16 protein-coding genes are annotated in these 16,930 nt (G+C 67.7%); 11 read left to right on the top strand and 5 right to left on the bottom strand.

Annotated elements, in window-relative coordinates; genetic code table 11:
• Positions 1 to 89: 89 nt before the first annotated feature.
• The 8 genes from ACWPKK_RS03040 (at position 90) to lipA (ending at position 8,021) form a co-directional block, all read left to right on the top strand.
• Positions 90 to 413: a hypothetical protein gene (locus ACWPKK_RS03040; RefSeq protein ID WP_452000962.1), complete on the top strand. Its 324-nt coding sequence runs from the start codon at positions 90 to 92 to the stop codon at positions 411 to 413.
• Positions 414 to 605: 192 nt separating this feature from the next.
• A complete protein-coding gene (locus ACWPKK_RS03035) occupies positions 606 to 1,673 on the top strand; it encodes an ATP-NAD kinase family protein (protein ID WP_452000960.1) in 1,068 nt (355 codons plus the stop codon).
• A gap of 45 nt (positions 1,674 to 1,718) precedes the next feature.
• On the top strand, positions 1,719 to 2,702 hold the full coding sequence (locus ACWPKK_RS03030) for a thiamine pyrophosphate-dependent dehydrogenase E1 component subunit alpha (RefSeq protein ID WP_452000959.1): 984 nt from the start codon (positions 1,719 to 1,721) through the stop codon (positions 2,700 to 2,702).
• A 38-nt stretch (positions 2,703 to 2,740) separates the two neighbouring features.
• Positions 2,741 to 3,772, top strand: coding sequence for an alpha-ketoacid dehydrogenase subunit beta (locus ACWPKK_RS03025; RefSeq protein ID WP_452000958.1), 1,032 nt, complete (start codon positions 2,741 to 2,743; stop codon positions 3,770 to 3,772).
• Positions 3,773 to 3,942: 170 nt separating this feature from the next.
• Positions 3,943 to 5,067 (top strand): acetoin dehydrogenase dihydrolipoyllysine-residue acetyltransferase subunit, encoded by a 1,125-nt coding sequence (locus ACWPKK_RS03020; protein ID WP_452000957.1) that lies wholly within the window; start codon positions 3,943 to 3,945, stop codon positions 5,065 to 5,067.
• 81 nt (positions 5,068 to 5,148) lie between these two features.
• Complete coding sequence (locus tag ACWPKK_RS03015; protein ID WP_452000956.1) at positions 5,149 to 5,934, top strand: glucose 1-dehydrogenase; 786 nt, start codon at positions 5,149 to 5,151, stop codon at positions 5,932 to 5,934.
• A 48-nt stretch (positions 5,935 to 5,982) separates the two neighbouring features.
• Complete coding sequence (locus ACWPKK_RS03010; protein ID WP_452000955.1) at positions 5,983 to 7,098, top strand: 2,3-butanediol dehydrogenase; 1,116 nt, start codon at positions 5,983 to 5,985, stop codon at positions 7,096 to 7,098.
• Positions 7,098 to 8,021, top strand: a complete 924-nt coding sequence (lipA, locus tag ACWPKK_RS03005; protein ID WP_452000953.1) for a lipoyl synthase — start codon at positions 7,098 to 7,100, stop codon at positions 8,019 to 8,021. The genes ACWPKK_RS03010 and lipA overlap by 1 nt, the downstream gene beginning before the upstream one ends.
• A gap of 44 nt (positions 8,022 to 8,065) precedes the next feature.
• Here lipA and ACWPKK_RS03000 read toward each other — a convergent pair whose 3' ends face one another.
• Both ACWPKK_RS03000 and zapE read right to left on the bottom strand, forming a co-directional pair.
• A complete protein-coding gene (locus ACWPKK_RS03000; RefSeq protein ID WP_452000952.1) occupies positions 8,066 to 8,521 on the bottom strand; it encodes a hypothetical protein in 456 nt (151 codons plus the stop codon).
• Between the two features lie 174 nt (positions 8,522 to 8,695).
• The gene (zapE, locus tag ACWPKK_RS02995; RefSeq protein WP_452000950.1) at positions 8,696 to 9,868 is read right to left on the bottom strand and encodes a cell division protein ZapE; all 1,173 of its coding nucleotides are present in this window, start codon (positions 9,866 to 9,868) and stop codon (positions 8,696 to 8,698) included.
• A gap of 276 nt (positions 9,869 to 10,144) precedes the next feature.
• On the opposite strand from zapE, the gene ACWPKK_RS02990 reads away from it, so the two are divergent.
• A complete protein-coding gene (locus ACWPKK_RS02990) occupies positions 10,145 to 12,448 on the top strand; it encodes an ATP-binding protein (RefSeq protein ID WP_452000949.1) in 2,304 nt (767 codons plus the stop codon).
• 23 nt (positions 12,449 to 12,471) lie between these two features.
• Here the strand turns inward: ACWPKK_RS02990 and pdxY are convergent, their stop codons facing one another.
• Positions 12,472 to 13,332, bottom strand: coding sequence for a pyridoxal kinase PdxY (gene pdxY, locus ACWPKK_RS02985; protein WP_452000947.1), 861 nt, complete (start codon positions 13,330 to 13,332; stop codon positions 12,472 to 12,474).
• 190 nt (positions 13,333 to 13,522) lie between these two features.
• Between pdxY and ACWPKK_RS02980 the strand changes: the two genes are divergently transcribed.
• Positions 13,523 to 14,395 carry an HpcH/HpaI aldolase/citrate lyase family protein gene (locus tag ACWPKK_RS02980; protein ID WP_452000945.1) on the top strand — a complete coding sequence of 291 codons (873 nt, stop codon included), beginning with the start codon at positions 13,523 to 13,525 and terminating at the stop codon, positions 14,393 to 14,395.
• Positions 14,396 to 14,645: 250 nt separating this feature from the next.
• Positions 14,646 to 14,936, top strand: coding sequence for a con-10 family general stress protein (locus tag ACWPKK_RS02975; RefSeq protein ID WP_085088553.1), 291 nt, complete (start codon positions 14,646 to 14,648; stop codon positions 14,934 to 14,936).
• 80 nt (positions 14,937 to 15,016) lie between these two features.
• On the opposite strand, the gene leuB is transcribed toward ACWPKK_RS02975, so the two are convergent.
• Both leuB and leuD read right to left on the bottom strand, forming a co-directional pair.
• A complete protein-coding gene (gene leuB / locus ACWPKK_RS02970; RefSeq protein WP_310114545.1) occupies positions 15,017 to 16,132 on the bottom strand; it encodes a 3-isopropylmalate dehydrogenase in 1,116 nt (371 codons plus the stop codon).
• A 68-nt stretch (positions 16,133 to 16,200) separates the two neighbouring features.
• A complete protein-coding gene (gene leuD, locus ACWPKK_RS02965; RefSeq protein ID WP_109087170.1) occupies positions 16,201 to 16,812 on the bottom strand; it encodes a 3-isopropylmalate dehydratase small subunit in 612 nt (203 codons plus the stop codon).
• Between the last annotated feature and the right edge of the window lie 118 nt (positions 16,813 to 16,930).

The following is a 16,930-nucleotide window of genomic DNA, read 5'->3' as shown; positions in this document are numbered from 1 at the left end:
ACCGATTTCCCTTGCACCGCAGCGGTCGTCCACACATGACTCATGCGCGAGTGGGATCCATCATCACTCAATCGAATGGAGAGTGGCAGATGGCCGAACCGTCGCTCGCCGATGTGTTGAACGCAATTGCCGATATGGGCCGGCATTTCAGCGTCAAGTTGGATGCCAACACCGAACGGCTCGACCGTTTGGAGCGTGACCTTCACGGCTTCAAAGCGGAAGTGTCCAGCTTCCAGACCGAAATGACGGAGTTTCGGGGCGAGATGCAGTCCTTCCGCGAAGAGGTGCGCGAGAAGCATGTCGAGTTGCGCACCGAACTGAAGGTCGTCGCCGCCCGGCTGGACGAACAGCGCCAGACCATCAACGCCATGATCCCCACCCGCATCGCCGCGGTCCCGCCGGCTGCCGAGTGACGCCACACCTGTTGCACCGGCGGCGCAACAGTCCGTGCAACACCTGTTGCAACGCCCCACCCCGTCGCATCACCGTCAACCGTTGAAAAACAAGAAAATCCGCTGAACTGACCATCTGGCACGGCGGTTGCTCTTACCCCTTTGAAACGCGCGTCGATCGACGGCGCGCCGCAACGAGGGGGAGGCGCAATCTTGGCTCCGGTCGTCGGCATCGTCGCCAATCCGGTTTCCGCCCGCGATATCCGCCGGGTCGTCGCCAACGCCACCAGCCTGCAGATCGCCGACCGGGCGAACATCCTGCTGCGGGTGCTGGCGGCGCTGCATGCGTGCGGCGTCCGCGACGTTCTGATGATGCCGGAGAATGGCGGCATCCGCGCCCATGTCGAACGCGGCATGATGCGGGCAAAGGCGCGCGGCGAGGACATCTACCCTGCCCTCCACCCCATCGCCATGCCGGTCACCGGCACCGTCGCCGACACCCACCGCGCCACGGCGGAGATGCGGCGGGCCGGCGTTTCGGCCCTGGTGGTGCTGGGCGGCGACGGCACCCATCGGGCGGTGGCGGCGGAATGCGGGACGGTGCCCATCGCCGGCATCTCCACCGGCACCAACAACGCCTTTCCCGAACATCGCGAGCCGACGATCACCGGGCTCGCCACCGGGCTGGCGGTGACCGGCCGCGTGCCGCCGCACATCGCCTTCTCCGCCAACAAGCGCATCGACGTCTCCCTCGACCGCGGGGCGAACGGCGGCGCCGTCACCGACATGGCCCTGGTCGACGTGGCGCTGGTGACGGAGCGCTACATCGGCGCCCGCGCGCTGTGGCGGACCGAGAATTTCCGCGAACTCTACGTCACCTTCGCCGACCCGGAGGTGATCGGCATGTCGGCCATCGCCGGCCTGCTGGAACCCGTCGGCCGCGACGAAAGCGGCGGCCTGATGGTGCGGCTGTCCCCTGATGGCGGCTGCCGCAAGGGGGCGACCACGCTCCACGCCCCCATCGCGCCGGGGATGATGGCCCGGGTCGGGATCACCGACTGGCGCCGCATGCCGGCTGACGTGGCCTTCGTGCCGGAGGTCGCCGCCGGCTCCATCGCGCTGGATGGCGAACGAGAACTGTCCTTCAGCGAACGCGACCGTCTGTCCCTGACGCTCAGGGACGACGCCTTCCGCACGGTCAACGTCGCCGCGGTGATGCGGCACGCCGGCCAGAACCGGCTGCTGACCGGCACGCCCGCGCCCGTCACCGCCGCATTCTAAACCTCAAATCAACCCGCCAAACATCAATCAGGGAGAAAACACCTCATGGCCCAGAATCCCTTTCCCCTCGGCAAGGACGAGCTGCTGAAGGCCTACCGCACCATGCGGACGATCCGCGAGTTCGAGGAGCGGCTGCACGTCGATTTCGCCAAGGGCGACATCCCCGGCTTCGTCCACCTCTATGCCGGCGAGGAGGCCTGCGCCACCGGCATCATGATGCACCTGAACGACAACGACCGCATCGCCTCCACCCACCGCGGCCACGGCCACTGCATCGCCAAGGGCGTCGACGTCCACGCGATGATGGCGGAGATCTACGGCCGCAGCACCGGCGCCTGCCGGGGCAAGGGCGGGTCGATGCACATCGCCGACCTGTCCAAGGGCATGATGGGCGCCAACGGCATCCTCGGCGCCGGGGCGCCGCTGATCTGCGGCGCGGCGCTGGCGGCCAAGGTGCGCGGCGACCGCGGCGTCGGCATCACCTTCGTCGGCGACGGCGCGTCGAACCAGGGCACCTTCCTGGAGAGCCTGAACCTCGCCGCGGTGTGGAACCTGCCGGTGGTCTTCGTGGTGGAGAACAACGGCTATGCCGAATCCACCGCGATGGAATGGGCAGTGTCCTGCGACAGCTACGTCGACCGCGCCACCGGCTTCGGCATGCCCGGCGTCACGGTGGACGGCACCGACTTCTTCGCCGTGTACGAGGCGGCCGGCGAGATCATCCGCCGCGCCCGCGACGGCGGCGGCCCGGCGCTGCTGGAATGCAACATGGTCCGCTTCTACGGCCATTTCGAAGGCGATGCCCAGACCTACCGCGCCAAGGGCGAGCTGGAGGCGATCCGCGCGTCCCGCGACTGCCTGACCATCCTGTCGGAACGGGTGATCGAGGCCGGCGTGATCGGCCGCGACGAGTTGCAGGCCATCGACCGCGAGGTGAACGCGCTGATCGAGGACGCCACGCGCGCCGCCAAGGCCGCCCCGCTGCCCGCGCCGGAAGACCTGCTGCGCGACGTCTACGTCACCTACTGAGCCCCCTTCAAGAAACGCAAAACGCGCGGAGGAAACACATGTCCCGCAAGATCAGCATGAAGCAGGCGATCAACGAGGCCCTGGACCTGGAGATGCGCCGCGACCCCACCGTCATCGTCATGGGCGAGGACATCGTCGGCGGCACCGGCGCCCAGGGCGAGGACGACGCCTGGGGCGGCGTGCTGGGCGTCACCAAGGGGCTGTACGCCAAGCATGGCGACCGGCTGATGGACACGCCGCTGTCGGAATCCGCCTATATCGGTGCAGCTGTCGGCGCCGCCGCCTGCGGGCTGCGGCCAGTGGCGGAGCTGATGTTCCTGGACTTCATGGGCGTCTGCTTCGACCAGATCTTCAACCAGGCCGCCAAGTTCCGCTACATGTTCGGCGGCAAGGCGGAGACGCCGGTGGTGATCCGCGGCATGGTCGGCGCCGGCTTCCGCGCCGCGGCCCAGCATTCGCAGATGCTCACCCCCCTGTTCACCCACATTCCGGGGCTGAAGGTGGTCTGCCCCAGCAACGCCTATGACGCCAAGGGCCTGCTGATCCAGTCGATCCGCGACAACGATCCCGTCATCTTCTGCGAGCACAAGAACCTCTACGGCCTGGAATGCGAGGTTCCGGCCGAGAGCTACGCCATCCCCTTCGGCGAGGCCAACGTGCTGCGCGACGGCGACGACGTGACCATCGTCAGCTACGGCCTGACCGTCCACCGCGCGATGGAGGCGGCGGCGACGCTCGCCAAGGACGGTACCGAGGCGGAGGTGATCGACCTTCGCACCCTGTCGCCGATCGACTGGGACACCATCGTCGAGAGCGTCGAGCGCACCGGCCGGCTGGTGGTGGTGGACGAGGCGCATCCGCGCTGCAACCTCGCCACCGACATCGCGGCCTTCATCGGCCAGAACGCTTTCGGTGCGCTGAAGGCCGGCGTGCAGATGGTGACCGCGCCGCACACGCCGGTGCCCTTCGCGCCGTCGCTGGAGGATTTGTACGTCCCCAGCGCCGACAGCATCGCCGGCGCCGTGCGCCGCACGCTGTCGCCCAAGGGGGCGCGCAGCATCGCGGCGTGATCTTCTCCCGCTGAGTTAGACCCCCACCTATCCTCCCCCGCTGGGCGGGGGAGGGACTGCCGCAGCCTCCCCGAACATGCGCCAATCCCCCTCCCCCGCCCAGTGGGGGAGGGTCGGGGTGGGGGCAAGTCACGTTGCAAAACAAAAAATCCCCCAGGAGCCTGAACAACATGCTGAACGAGCGCATCAAGCCCATCGTCATGCCGAAATGGGGCCTGTCCATGTCGGAGGGCAAGGTCACCGGCTGGCTGAAGCGGCCGGGGTCCACCATCTCCATCGGCGATGAGCTGCTGGAGGTCGAGACCGACAAGATCACCAACGTGGTCGAGGCGGGAGAGACCGGCGTCCTGCGCCGCGTGCTGGGCGAACCCGGCACCGTCTATCCGGTCAAGGCGCTGATCGCCGTGCTGGCCGAACCCGACGTGCCCGACGACGACATCGACGCCTTCATCAGCGCCTATGCCGTCCCGGTCAGCGAAGGCGACGGCGAGGCGGATGCCGGCCCGCAATACCACACCGCCGAGACCCCGGCCGGCACCATCCGCTACGCCAAGCGTGGCGAGAGCGGTCCCACTGTCCTGCTCGTCCATGGCTTCGGCGGCGATCTCGACAACTGGTTGTTCACCATCGATGCGCTGGCGGAGACCGCCACCGTCTACGCGCTCGACCTGCCCGGCCATGGACAATCGACCAAGCAGATCGCCGACGCCAGCCTGTCCGGCCTGTCTCAGGCGGTGCTGGGCTTCCTCGACACGGTCGGGGTGGAGCGCGCCCATTTCGTCGGCCACTCGATGGGCGGCGCGGTGTCGATGCGCACCGCGCTGGACGCGCCGAGCCGGGTGGCGTCGCTGTCGCTGATCGCGTCGGCGGGCCTGGGCGAGCAGATCGACGGCGGCTACATCCAGGGCTTCGTCGGTGCGACATCCCGCCGCGACCTGAAACCGGTCCTGGAAACGCTGTTCGCCGACCGGGGCCTCGTCAGCCGCCAGATGGTCGACGACCTCTTGAAGTACAAGCGGCTGGACGGCGTCGACGAGGCCCTGCGCGCCCTGTCGGCGTCGCTGTTCGCCGAGGGCCGGCAAGCCAGCGTGCTCGCCGCCGGGATCGCCGATGCCCGGACGCCCACCCTCGTCGTATGGGGCGAAGAGGACCGCGTCATCCCGGCCGACCACGCCCAGGCGCTGGCCAACACGGCACAGGTCGCCGTGATCCCCGGCGCTGGCCACATGGTGCAGATGGAGGCGGCCGGCAAAGTGAACGCGCTGCTGAAGGACCACATCGCGAAAGCGGACTGAGGCACCTCCTCGCTCTTCATTTCCAAACCCCTCGCCACCGGCGCGCAGACTATCCGCCAGCGCGCCGGCAGGAGACCGCTCATGCCTGACCTCAAGGACAAGAGCATCATCGTCACCGGCGCCGGTCGCGGCATCGGCGCCACCATCGCCAAGGCGCTGGCCGCCGACGGCGCCAAGCTGACCATCGCCGACCGCACCGAGGCCGATGCGCAACAGGTGGCAGAGGCCATCCGCGCCGCCGGCGGCACCACCATCGCCGTCACCGTCGATGTCCGCGACCGCAGCGCCGTCCGCCGCATGATCGACGAGACGGTGAAGGCCCATGGCCGGCTCGACGTGATCTTCAACAATGCCGGCATCGCCCAGACCAAGCCCTTCCTCGACATCACCGAGGACGACTGGCACACGGTGAACGACGTCAACGCCCTGGGCGTGCTGATCGGCATGCAGGAAGCGATCAAGACGTTCAAGAAGCAGGGTGGCGGCGGCAAGATCGTCAACACCGCCTCCATCGCCGGCAAGCAGGGCTACGAGCCGCTGGCCCATTACTCCGCCAGCAAATTCGCCGTCGTCGCGCTGACCCAGGCCGCCGCCCGCGGCTTCGGCAAGGAGGGCATCACCGCCAACGCCATCTGCCCCGGCGTGGTGGCGACCGAGATGTGGAAAATCATCGACCAGGGCTTCCGCGACACCGGCATCACGAAATCCGAGAACGAGGCCTTCGACATGTTCGCCGCCGGCGCCGTGCTGGGCCGGCCGTCGCGGGCGGAGGATCTGGTCGGCGTCGCCCGCTTCCTCGCCTCGTCCGACAGCGACTTCATGACCGGCCAGTCCCTGCTGGTCGATGGCGGGATGGTGTTCGCCTGACCGTCCCGACCGCTCGCCCACAATTATAAAAACCGGAGGACACATCCCATGAATGCGACGACCACCATGAAGGCCGCCGTCTGGCATGGCCGCAAGGACATCCGGGTCGAAGACGTGCCGCTGCCGGGCGCCCCGCCCGCGGGATGGGTGCAGATCAAGGTGCATTGGTGCGGCATCTGCGGGTCCGACCTGCATGAATATGTCGCCGGCCCGGTCTTCATCCCCGTCGACACCCCGCACCCGCTGACCGGGCTGAAGGGCCAGTGCATCCTGGGCCACGAGTTCAGCGGCGAGATCGCGACGCTGGGCGAGGGTGTCACCGGTTTCAGTGTCGGCGACCGGGTCGCGGCCGACGCCTGCCAGCATTGCGGTGAGTGCTATTACTGCAAGCATGGCATGTACAACATCTGCGAGAAGCTGGCCTTCACCGGCTTGATGAACAACGGCGCCTTCGCCAGCCTGGTCAACGTTCCGGCCGAACTGCTCTACAAGCTGCCTGACGGCTTCCCGACCGAGGCCGGCGCCCTGATCGAACCGCTGGCCGTCGGCATGCATGCGGTGAAGAAGGCCGGCAGCATCGTCGGCGAGACGGTGGTGGTGGTCGGCGCCGGCACCATCGGGCTCTGCACCATCATGTGCGCGAAGGCGGCCGGCGCCGGCCGGATCATCGTCCTTGAGATGTCCGCCGCCCGCAAGGCCAAGGCGCTGGAGGTCGGCGCCACCGTCGTGCTCGATCCCAAGGAGTGCGACGCGGTGGCGGAGATCAAGGCGCTGACCGGCGGCTACGGCGCCGACGTGTCGTTCGAGTGCATCGGCCACCGCGACACGGCGAAGCTCGCCATCGATGTGATCCGCAAGGCGGGCAAGGCGGTGCTGGTCGGCATCTTCGAGGAACCGAGCTCCTTCAACTTCTTCGAGATCGTCGCCACCGAAAAGCAGGTCATCGGCTCGCTGGCCTACAATGGCGAGTTCGCCGACGTCATCCGCTTCATCGCCGACGGCCGCATCGACGTGCAGCCGCTGATCACCGGCCGCATCACCCTGAACGACATCGTCAGCGGCGGCTTCGAGGAACTGGTCGCCCACAAGGATCGCAACGTGAAGATCATCGTGCAGCCCCAGGCGTCGCTTGCTGCGGCCGAACAGCCGGAGTTCGTCCACTGATGGCCCTGCCCGCGATGCACATGAAGCCCGCCCGCCCGGAGCACCGGGCCGAAAAGCCGGCCTGGCTCCGCGCCCGCGCGCCTGGCGGTGCGGCGTTCGAGGACACGCAGTCCCTGGTTCGCCGCCACGGCCTGAACACGGTCTGCGAGGAGGCCGCCTGCCCCAACATCGGCGAGTGCTGGAGCAAGCGGCATGCGACGGTGATGATCCTGGGCAGCGTGTGCACGCGGGCCTGCGCCTTCTGCAACGTCGCCACCGGCCGGCCGGACGCGCTCGACCCCCACGAGCCGGACCGGCTGGCCGAGGCGGTGGGCGAACTGGGCCTCGCCCATGTCGTCATCACCTCGGTCGACCGCGACGATCTGCCGGACGGCGGAGCGGCGCATTTCGCCCGCTGCATCGCCCGCATCCGCGACACCTCCCCCGCCACGACGGTGGAGGTGCTGACGCCGGATTTCCGCAACAAGGCCGGCGCGGTGGAGACCGTGGCGCACGCCCGGCCCGACGTCTACAACCACAATCTGGAAACCGTGCCGCGGCTCTATGCCGACGTGCGGCCGGGCGCGCGCTATTACGGCTCGTTGCGCCTGCTTGAGCGGGTGAAGGAGCGCGACCCGTCCATTTTCACCAAGTCCGGCATCATGGTCGGGCTGGGCGAGGAGCCGGCGGAGGTGTTGCAGGTGATGGACGATCTGCGGGCGGCGGGCGTCGATTTCCTGACCATCGGCCAGTATCTCCGCCCCACCCCCAACCACCACCCGGTCGCCCGCCACGTCACGCCGGAGGAGTTCGAGCGCTATGCCATGGTGGCGAGGGCGAAAGGCTTCCTGATGGTGTCGGCAACGCCGCTGACCCGCTCCTCCCACCACGCCGGCCGCGACTTCGAGGAGTTGCGGCGGCGGGCGGCAGCTGCCAAGGAGTGAGCATCGCTCCCGATACCGGCGGTCTTCGCCGATGACCGCCGGTATCAGAGCGCGCGCTTCGGCCCGACCGCGACCCCGTCCGGCTGCGGCGGCTTCATCAGCTTGCAGTCGCTGACGCAATAGGTCTGCTGCTCGATCCGGCCACCGCAGGACTTGAAGCAGCCATCGTAATCCCTTTCACAGGAAAGACCGCTGGAACAGCTGATTTCCCGCTCGAAATCACTGAGCGTCTTCATCTTCTTCTTGTTGAAATCCTTGGGCAGTGACTTGAGGTAGGCTCGATAATCGGCATGGGCGCGGGTCAGCCCCTCGGCCCGGCAGGTCTGAAGAGCCAGTTCCCTCGCCGAATCGCAGATGGATTGCGCCTGCTTGCATTGGGCGACACAGAGCTTTCCGGCCTCGCTGACCGGCGAGAAATAGGTCGTCGTCGTCTCGAAACGTGGGCCGCAACCGGTCATCCCGACCGCCAGCAGGCAGCCGAGCACAATGAAACGCGTCATCATAGTGAATGCCCCGCCGTGGATTACTTTCAATCGACACAAACAGGGTGCCGATACAAAATAATCCACGTCATAGGCCGATTTCGCGAGGGCGGCACTCTGCCCGGAAACAAGCCGCCCGAAATGCGACAGACAGAAGCGGTTTACAGCTTTCAGGCTGTGTGTAACCCGCCCTTACGTCAAATGCTGCCTCTGCAGGTAATCCTCGCTCTGCATCTCCATCAACCGGCTCACCGTCCGTTCGAACTCGAAGGCGTGGGTGCCCTCCGGATAGAGGCGTTCGGGCGGGCCTTCGGCGGCGATGACGACGTTGACCTTGTGCTCGTACAGCGCGTCGATCAGCGTCATGAAGCGCTTGGCCTCGTTGCGCAGTTCGTCCTTCATGGTGGGCACATGGTCGATCAGGACCGTGTGGAAATGGGTGGCGATGGCCAGATAGTCGGCCGCTCCCAACGGCTTGCCGCACAGGTTCCAGAAATCGACCCAGGCCACGCATTTGGCGGCGCGGTCGATCTCGACCCGGCGGCCCTGCACCGTCAGGCTGCAGGGCTCGCCCGTTGCACCACCGGTGAGGTCCGAGAAGGCCTTGGCAAGGGCGGCGTCCGATGTCGGCCCCAGCGGGTGGTGATAGATCGGCACGCCCTTCAGGCGGTCCAGCCGGTAGTCGGTCGGGCCGTCCAGCGACAGGATGTCCAGCTTCTCCTTCAGCAGCGCGATGAAGGGCAGGAACAACTCGCGCTGGAGCCCGTCCTTGTACAGCATGTCGGGCGGCCAGTTGGAGGTCGCGACCACCACCACGCCCAGGTCGAACAGGTTGGTGAACAGCCGGCCCAGGATCATCGCGTCGACGATGTTGGTGACGTGGAATTCGTCGAAGCAGAGCAGCCACGCCTCGTCCGCCAATGCGCGGGCCAGTTCCGGCAGCGCCTCGTCCGGGCCGTCGCCTTTTCCCTTGCCGGACTGGCGGTGGTCATGGATGCGCTGGTGGATTTCCAGCATGAATTCGTGAAAATGAACGCGCCGCTTCTTGTCGACCGGAGCCGTCTCGAAGAACAGGTCCATCAGCATCGACTTGCCGCGCCCGACGCTGCCGTAGATGTACAGCCCCTGCGGCGCGGTGGAGGCGATGTCGGGCGGCGGCGGCGCGGCGCGGCGGCGACCAAGCCCGAACCGTTCCAACCACCCTCCCCCGGCAGGCTTGTCGTCGCCGGCGGGCTGCGGCTGATAGCCCTTCAACGCCTGGTACAGGCTTTGGAACTTCTCCGCCGCCAGTTCCTGGTCGGGATCGGGGCGAAGCGTGCCGCTGCCGCGGCGGGCGCGGTAGAGCGAAAGCGGTCCGTCGGTCATGGGGATATGCGCGATCCGGCTGCCAAGATGCCCCTTACCTAACGGATGGAACCGCTCCCGGCAACCGCCGACCCGCACGGGCGGGAGCAGCGGCGGGAATGGCAGGGTGGCGTGTGCAGCGGTTGCGCGTAGCGGTTCGGTGGACGCCGACGGCGCGGCATCTAAGCGCAGTGGGGAGGCCCTTGTTTTCGTGCGGTTACACTTTCTTTAGGGTGTTCGTCCGATCAATGTTCCGGCGCAGTCCAGCCACCCGCCAGACAGGAAACCGCCGCACCGATGCCCGCCTCCGGGTCCACCCTCCCGATCAATCGTTCCAACGCCGGTCTGGCGCGGGCGTTGCGTGGCCGTCTGGGGTCGGTGCGCTTCCTGATGACCGCCTCCGGCCTCGCCTTCATCCTGGTGGTGAACGCGCTGATCGGCTACGGCATCCTCCAGGGCCGGAGGGAAGCCCTGGATGCGGGCGAGCGCGCGACCCGCGACCTCGCCCGCATGCTGGAAGCACAGACCCTGCGCACTGCCTTCTCGGTGGACCGGCTGTTGAGCGATCTGGCCTTCGCGCTCGACACCCATGCCGACGGCGGACGGCGCGGCAGTGCCGCCATTCACGACCATCTCCGCCGGAACCGCGATTCCTTCGGCGAACTGGCGGACCTGGTGGTGGTCGGCAGCGACGGCATTGCCCTGCACCATTCCGCCGACGCCCCGCTGCCGTCCTTCCCGCTGTCCGACCGCACCTATTTCACCAATGCACGCGACCGCGCCAGCCCTGGCCTGCTGGTGGGCGCGCCCATCGGCAGTCTGGTGATGCCCGGCACCCGCGTCATTCCACTGAGCCAGCGCTGGACCGACGCGAACGGCCGCTTCCGCGGGGTGCTGGTGGCACTGGTCGATCCGACGCGGCTGGCGGCGACGCTGGAATCGCAGCGCATCGACCGCAAGGGCAGCGTGATCCTGGCGCTGGAGGACGGGACGGTTCTGCTGGAACGGCCGCAGGACCGCATCGGCCTGACCCGGCTGGCGGACTGGCCGGCGGTGCAGCGCGCCCTGGCGACCCAGGACGAGGCCACCATCCGCGACAGCACCCCGATGACCGCGCCCGCGGCTGCATCCTCGGGGGCGGCGACCTCGGCGACGGCCATGCCCGGCAGCGGTGCGGGCGACAGCCTGATCAGCGTGCGGCGGGTGCAGGGCTATCCGTTCGTCATCGTGGCGACCCTGCCGGTGCGGGCGGTTTTGGCCGACTGGCAGCGCGACACCGCGGCCTGGACCGCCATCGGCACGGTGATGACCATCGCCATCGCCTTGCTGACCGCCTTCGTCGTCCGCCAGCACGCCCGCCGGGAGGAGGATCAGGCACGGCTCGCCCGTGCCTCCCGCCGCATCCGCGGCATCCTCGATTCCATGCTGGACGCGGTGGTGACCTTCGACACGGCGGGCCGCATCGTCACCTTCAACCGGTCCGCCGAGGTCATGTTCGGCGTGCCGGAGCGGGAGATGATCGGCCAGCCGATCGAGGCGCTGATCCCCGATGCCCGCGGCGGCGCCAACGACCGCGACCTGACCGCCCTGCGCCGCGACGGCCGCGCCTTTCCGGTGGGCTTCACGGTCAGCGACCTGCGGCTGGGCGCCGGTCCCTGTGCCGCCGCGCCCTACCCCGCCGCAGCCGGCGCCCGGCGCCCGGCCTCAAATCCGGCCATGAGTCCGGCCCCGAGTCCGGCCCTAAGTCCGGAGGAGCCGCGCATCTATGTCGGCGTCATCCGCGACATGACCCGCCGCAAACAGCAGGAAGCGGAGGTGATCGCCTCCAAGACCCAGGCGGAACTGGCGAACCGGGCCAAGAGCGAGTTCCTGGCCAACATGAGCCACGAGCTGCGCACGCCCCTGAACGCCATCATCGGCTTCGCCGAGGTGCTGGACAGCGAGTTCTTCGGCACCGTCAACGAGAGGCAGAAATCCTGCATCGCCGATATCCACGACAGCGGCCGGCACCTGCTGGACATCGTCAATGCCGTTCTGGACATGTCGAAGCTCGAATCGGGCCAGTTCGAACTGTGTGAGGAACCGGTCGAGGTCCACGAGGCGGTGGGCCATTGCCTGATGATGGTGCGCGACCGCGCGGCCGCCGGCGGCGTGGCGTTGAACAACCTCGTGACGGGATCCGTCGCCACCCTGTGGGTCGATCAGCGTGCCTTCAAGCAGGTGATCCTGAACCTGTTGTCAAACGCGGTGAAGTTCACGCCCGACGGCGGCAGCGTCACCATCACCGCCGACCTGGATCAGGAAGGGAACGGCGATGGCGGGTTCCGGCTGTCGGTGGCCGACACCGGCATCGGCATCTCGCCGGAATTCATGGCCGACCTGTTCCAGCCCTTCCGGCAGGCCGACAACGCGGCCAACCGCCGGTATGAGGGGACGGGGCTGGGCCTGTCGATCTCGAAGAACTTCATCGACCTGCATGGCGGCACGCTGACCTGCAAAAGCACGCCCGGCACCGGTACCACCATGACGATCTGGCTGCCGCCCTCCCGGGTTGCGGATCATCCGTTCGAGGTGGGCGGCCGGACCGCCGGTGCCGCGTGACGGCTGGGAAAGGCTGACGGGTTTCAGCGCAGGCGGGTGGCGGCGAAGCGGCGTGGCGGGTCGACGAACTCGTCCTGGGCGGCGATCAGTTGAAGCTCACGCGTGCCCAGCCGCTTGGTCGTCTCGAAGATGGCGAAGATCGCCGCCGCGGCTTTCTCCAGCGCATCGGCGGGATCGAAGGCCGTCAGGTAATGGGCAAGGAACAGCGCCGCCACCGCGTCGCCCGAGCCGTTGGGCGGCGGATCGAAGGTCAGGCGCGGCGTCGCCACCAGCCAGGCGCCGTCAGCGCCGTCAACCAACATCTCGATGCTGTCGGGATCGGCGTCGCTGCGGGTCAGGCTGGTGACCAGCACCAGCCGCGGCCCGCGGGCGCGCAACGCTGCGGTCGCCGCCAGCGCATCGTCCAGAGTCGCCACCTTGCGGTCGGTCAGATACTCCAGCTCGAACTGGTTGGGCGTCATCAGATCGGCGGCGGGGACCGCATGGTCGCGGATGAACTCCGGCAGGCCGGGCCGCACGAAGAAGCCGCGGCCGACGTCGCCCATCACCGGATCGCAGCAATATACCGCCTTGGGGTTGGCCGCCTTCACCCGCGCGGCGGTCTCAACGATCACCTGCCCCAATTCGACGGCGCCCATATAGCCGGACAGCACCGCATCCTGCGCCGGCAGCACGCCGCGGGCGGCGATGCCGTCGACGATGTCGGCGATGTGCTCCGCCGTGAAGACCTGCCCGGTCCAGGCGCCGTAGCCGGTGTGGTTGGAGAACTGGACGGTGTTCACCGCCGTGGCGTCGATCCCCAGCCGCTGCAGCGGGAACACCGCGGCCCGGTTGCCGACATAGCCATAGGCGACGTGCGATTGGATGGTGAGGACGGTCTTCATGGGAGGAAAGCCTATGCGACGGTCCGCCGGGCGTAAAGCCGCCGACTCCACCGCGATGCCGGGGGAACACGGCATGGCAGCCATGCACCCGCCCCTTCGGCCGTCTGCTGTGGCGGCTTGGCCCATGGACAGGGCGGTGACACCCGGCTAAAGCTGCCCTCTCGAACCATCCGCAGTTCCGGGAATCGCCATGGCCACGACCGTCCGCCCCCGCCGCAGCGTGCTCTACATGCCGGGCTCGAACGCCCGCGCCCTGGAGAAGGGCCGTAGCCTGCCCGCAGACGGGCTGATCCTCGACCTTGAGGACGCGGTCGCTCCGGATGCCAAGGCCGCGGCGCGCGACACCATCGCCCAGGCGCTGGCCGCCGGCGGCTATGGCGGGCGGGAACTGATCGTCCGCGTCAACGGGCTGAACACCCCCTGGGGTTATGACGACCTGCGCATGGCGGCAAACAGCGGCGCCGACGCGGTGCTTCTGCCGAAGGTGGAGAGCGCCGACGCAGTGCGGCAGGCCGAAGCGGTGCTGCGCGCCACCGGGGCGCCGGCCGGCCAGACGATCTGGTGCATGATGGAGACGCCGCTCGGCATCCTGAACGTCAAGGAGATCGCCGGAGCCTCCCCCGCCGTCGGTGCTCTGGTGCTCGGCACATCGGACCTCGCCAAGGACCTGCACGCCGCCCATACGGCGCAGCGGCTGCCGATGATCACCAGCCTGGGCCTCTGCCTGCTGGCGGCGCGCGCCTATGGGCTGGCGGTGCTGGACGGCGTGCATCTGGACCTGAACGACGACGAGGGCTTCGCCGCCTCCTGCCGGCAGGGGCGCGAGTTGGGGTTCGACGGCAAGACGCTGATCCACCCCAAGACGATCTCCGCCTGCAACGCCGCCTTCGCCCCCGACGCCGACGAGATCGCCCACGCCCACCGCATCATCGCCGCCCATGCGGAGGCCGCGGCATCCGGCAAGGGCGTGGTGCTGGTCGACGGCAAGCTGGTGGAAAACCTGCACGTCGAGAACGCCCGGCGGCTGGTGGCGCTGGCCGAGGCGATCGGGAGGATGGGGTGAGTACTCGCCCCCACTGACTTTTGCCCCCCACCTAACCTCCCCCGCTGGGCGGGGGAGGGACTGCCGCTGAACGCCGACAAAGCTCCTGTCCCCCTCCCCCGCCCGGCGGGGGAGGGTCGGGGTGGGGGCATCCCGCGCCCCCGCATTGCTGGCCTCACCGACAATTCCAGTTGCAGAAATTGTTCGTTATTTGGAACCAACCCACGGCTGTCCGGTTGTCGAATCAGCAAGGCACAGTCGGAGGTTGGTTATGGCCTCGAAAGAGAGCAATCGTACGTCGGGCCGCGGATTCGCGTCGATGGACCCTGATCGGCAACGCCAAATTGCCAGCAAGGGTGGCGAAAGCGTGCCGGCCGACAAACGCAGCTTTTCGAAGAACCCGGAACTCGCCGCGGAAGCCGGGCGCAAGGGTGGGCGCAGTGTGCCCGCTTCCTCGCGCAGCTTCTCCAAGAACCCCTCGCTGGCGGCGGAAGCCGGCCGCAAGGGCGGACAGGCGAGCCATGGCGGACGGTCGGCCGACCGCCCTGCCGGGGGCGATTGAAACGCTGCGATCCGTGCAGACGAAAAAGCCCCCGTCCTTGCGGACGGGGGCTTTTTCTTGAACGCAGTCCGGAAATCCGATCAGGACGCCACTTTGTCCAGCTCGCGCAGGATCGAGTCGCCCATGACGGTGGTGGAGCAGCGCGCCATGCCCGGGGCCATGATGTCGGCCGTGCGCATGCCGCCGCCCAGCACGTTCTGGATAGCCCGCTCGATCAGCTTAGCGTCCTCGTCCAGGTTGAACGAGTAGCGCAGGCACATCGCGAAGGACAGCAGCGTCGCACAGGGGTTGGCGAGGTCGCGGCCGGCGATGTCCGGGGCGGAACCGTGCACCGGCTCGTACAGGGCCTTGCGGTTGCCGTTGGCATCCGGCGCGCCCAGCGAGGCCGACGGCAGCATGCCGAGCGAGCCGGTCATCATCGCCGCCTCGTCCGACAGGATGTCGCCGAACAGGTTGTCGGTGACGATCACGTCGAACTGCTTCGGGTTCTTCAGCAACTGCATGGCGCCGTTGTCGGCGTACATGTGGCTCAGCTCGACGTCCTGGAACTCTTCCTGGTGCAGCTTGGTCACTTCCTGGCGCCACAGCAGGCCGGATTCCATGACGTTCGCCTTTTCCATCGAGCAGAGCTTGTTGCCGCGCTTGCGGGCCAGCTCGAACGCGACACGGGCGACACGGCGGATCTCCGACGTGGTGTAGACCTGGGTGTTGACGCCGCGGCGCTCGCCGTTGCCGATGTCGGTGATGCCGCGCGGCTCACCGAAATAGACGCCGCCGGTCAGCTCGCGGACGATCAGGATGTCCAGCCCGCGGATGACGTCCGGCTTCAGGGTCGAGGCGTCGACCAGCGCGTCGAACACCACGGCCGGGCGCAGGTTGGCGAACAGGCCCAGTTCCTTGCGCAGGGTCAGCAGGCCGGCTTCCGGACGCTTGGTGTAGTCGCTGGGGTTGTCCCACTTCGGGCCGCCGACGGCGCCCAGCATCACCGCGTCCACCGCCAGCGCCTCGGCCAGCGTGGCGTCGGACAGCGGAACGCCGTGGGCTTCGATGGCCGCGCCGCCGACCAGACCTTCGGACACGTCGAAGGTGATCTTGCGCTTGCGGTCCATCCAGTCGATGACCCGGCGAACCTGGCGCATCACCTCGGGGCCGATGCCGTCACCGGGGAGGAACAGAAGCTTCTTATTGGCGGCCATGGCGGGCGCACTCCCAAATATCAGACGTCAAGAAGACAGATGGTGGAGATCGGGGGAGGACGGGGGAATCAACCCCACATCCACGGCTGGCCGGCGCGCTGCTTGCCCTCGTACCCGTCGATATGGGCCGACTGCTGCAGCGTCAGGCCGATGTCGTCCAGGCCGTTCAGCAGGCAGTGCTTGCGGAACGGATCCAGTTCGAAGGAGATGGTGCCGCCGTCCGGGCCGGTGATGGTCTGCTTCTCAAGGTCGACCGTGATGACGGCGTTCGACCCGCGCGACGCGTCGTCGAGCAGCAGGTCCACCTGCTCCTTCGGCAACTTGATCGGCAGGATGCCGTTCTTGAAACAGTTGTTGTAGAAGATGTCGGCGAAGCTGGGGGCGATGATGCAGCGGATGCCGAAATCGGCCAGCGCCCACGGCGCATGCTCGCGCGAGGAGCCGCAGCCGAAATTGTCGCCCGCCACCATGATGCTGGCCTTGCGGTAGGCCGGCTTGTTCAGGACGAAGTCCGGGATCTCCTGCCCGTCCGGGGTGTAACGCATCTCGTCGAACAGATGCTTGCCCAGCCCCGTCCGCTTGATGGTCTTCAGGAACTGCTTCGGGATGATCATGTCGGTATCGACGTTGATCATCGGCAGCGGCGCCGCAACGCCGGTGAGAACCGTGAACTTTTCCATCGCCAGAAATCCTGTCGCGCAAGAAGGCGCAAGCGTGCGCATGCAGAGCGTGGTGAATAGCAGACCGAACAAGCCATTGCCAGAGGAAGCTTGCCCTTTTCCCGGCACGCAATGAGCG

The sequence above is a fragment of the Azospirillum largimobile genome, from assembly GCF_977007025.2.
This window is presented reverse-complemented; position numbering and strand designations above follow the sequence as displayed.

What these genes read in the sequence shown, in the direction of transcription:
- ACWPKK_RS03000 (WP_452000952.1), bottom strand. Translation starts at nt 8,521, where the DNA reads ATGACGCGTTTCATTGTGCTCGGCTGCCTGCTGGCGGTCGGGATGACC.
- leuD (WP_109087170.1), bottom strand. Translation starts at nt 16,812, where the DNA reads ATGGAAAAGTTCACGGTTCTCACCGGCGTTGCGGCGCCGCTGCCGATG.
- lipA (WP_452000953.1), top strand. Translation starts at nt 7,098, where the DNA reads ATGGCCCTGCCCGCGATGCACATGAAGCCCGCCCGCCCGGAGCACCGG.
- ACWPKK_RS03040 (WP_452000962.1), top strand. Translation starts at nt 90, where the DNA reads ATGGCCGAACCGTCGCTCGCCGATGTGTTGAACGCAATTGCCGATATG.
- ACWPKK_RS02990 (WP_452000949.1), top strand. Translation starts at nt 10,145, where the DNA reads ATGCCCGCCTCCGGGTCCACCCTCCCGATCAATCGTTCCAACGCCGGT.
- ACWPKK_RS03030 (WP_452000959.1), top strand. Translation starts at nt 1,719, where the DNA reads ATGGCCCAGAATCCCTTTCCCCTCGGCAAGGACGAGCTGCTGAAGGCC.
- ACWPKK_RS03020 (WP_452000957.1), top strand. Translation starts at nt 3,943, where the DNA reads ATGCTGAACGAGCGCATCAAGCCCATCGTCATGCCGAAATGGGGCCTG.
- pdxY (WP_452000947.1), bottom strand. Translation starts at nt 13,332, where the DNA reads ATGAAGACCGTCCTCACCATCCAATCGCACGTCGCCTATGGCTATGTC.
- zapE (WP_452000950.1), bottom strand. Translation starts at nt 9,868, where the DNA reads ATGACCGACGGACCGCTTTCGCTCTACCGCGCCCGCCGCGGCAGCGGC.
- leuB (WP_310114545.1), bottom strand. Translation starts at nt 16,132, where the DNA reads ATGGCCGCCAATAAGAAGCTTCTGTTCCTCCCCGGTGACGGCATCGGC.
- ACWPKK_RS03025 (WP_452000958.1), top strand. Translation starts at nt 2,741, where the DNA reads ATGTCCCGCAAGATCAGCATGAAGCAGGCGATCAACGAGGCCCTGGAC.
- ACWPKK_RS03010 (WP_452000955.1), top strand. Translation starts at nt 5,983, where the DNA reads ATGAATGCGACGACCACCATGAAGGCCGCCGTCTGGCATGGCCGCAAG.
- ACWPKK_RS03015 (WP_452000956.1), top strand. Translation starts at nt 5,149, where the DNA reads ATGCCTGACCTCAAGGACAAGAGCATCATCGTCACCGGCGCCGGTCGC.
- ACWPKK_RS02980 (WP_452000945.1), top strand. Translation starts at nt 13,523, where the DNA reads ATGGCCACGACCGTCCGCCCCCGCCGCAGCGTGCTCTACATGCCGGGC.
- ACWPKK_RS02975 (WP_085088553.1), top strand. Translation starts at nt 14,646, where the DNA reads ATGGCCTCGAAAGAGAGCAATCGTACGTCGGGCCGCGGATTCGCGTCG.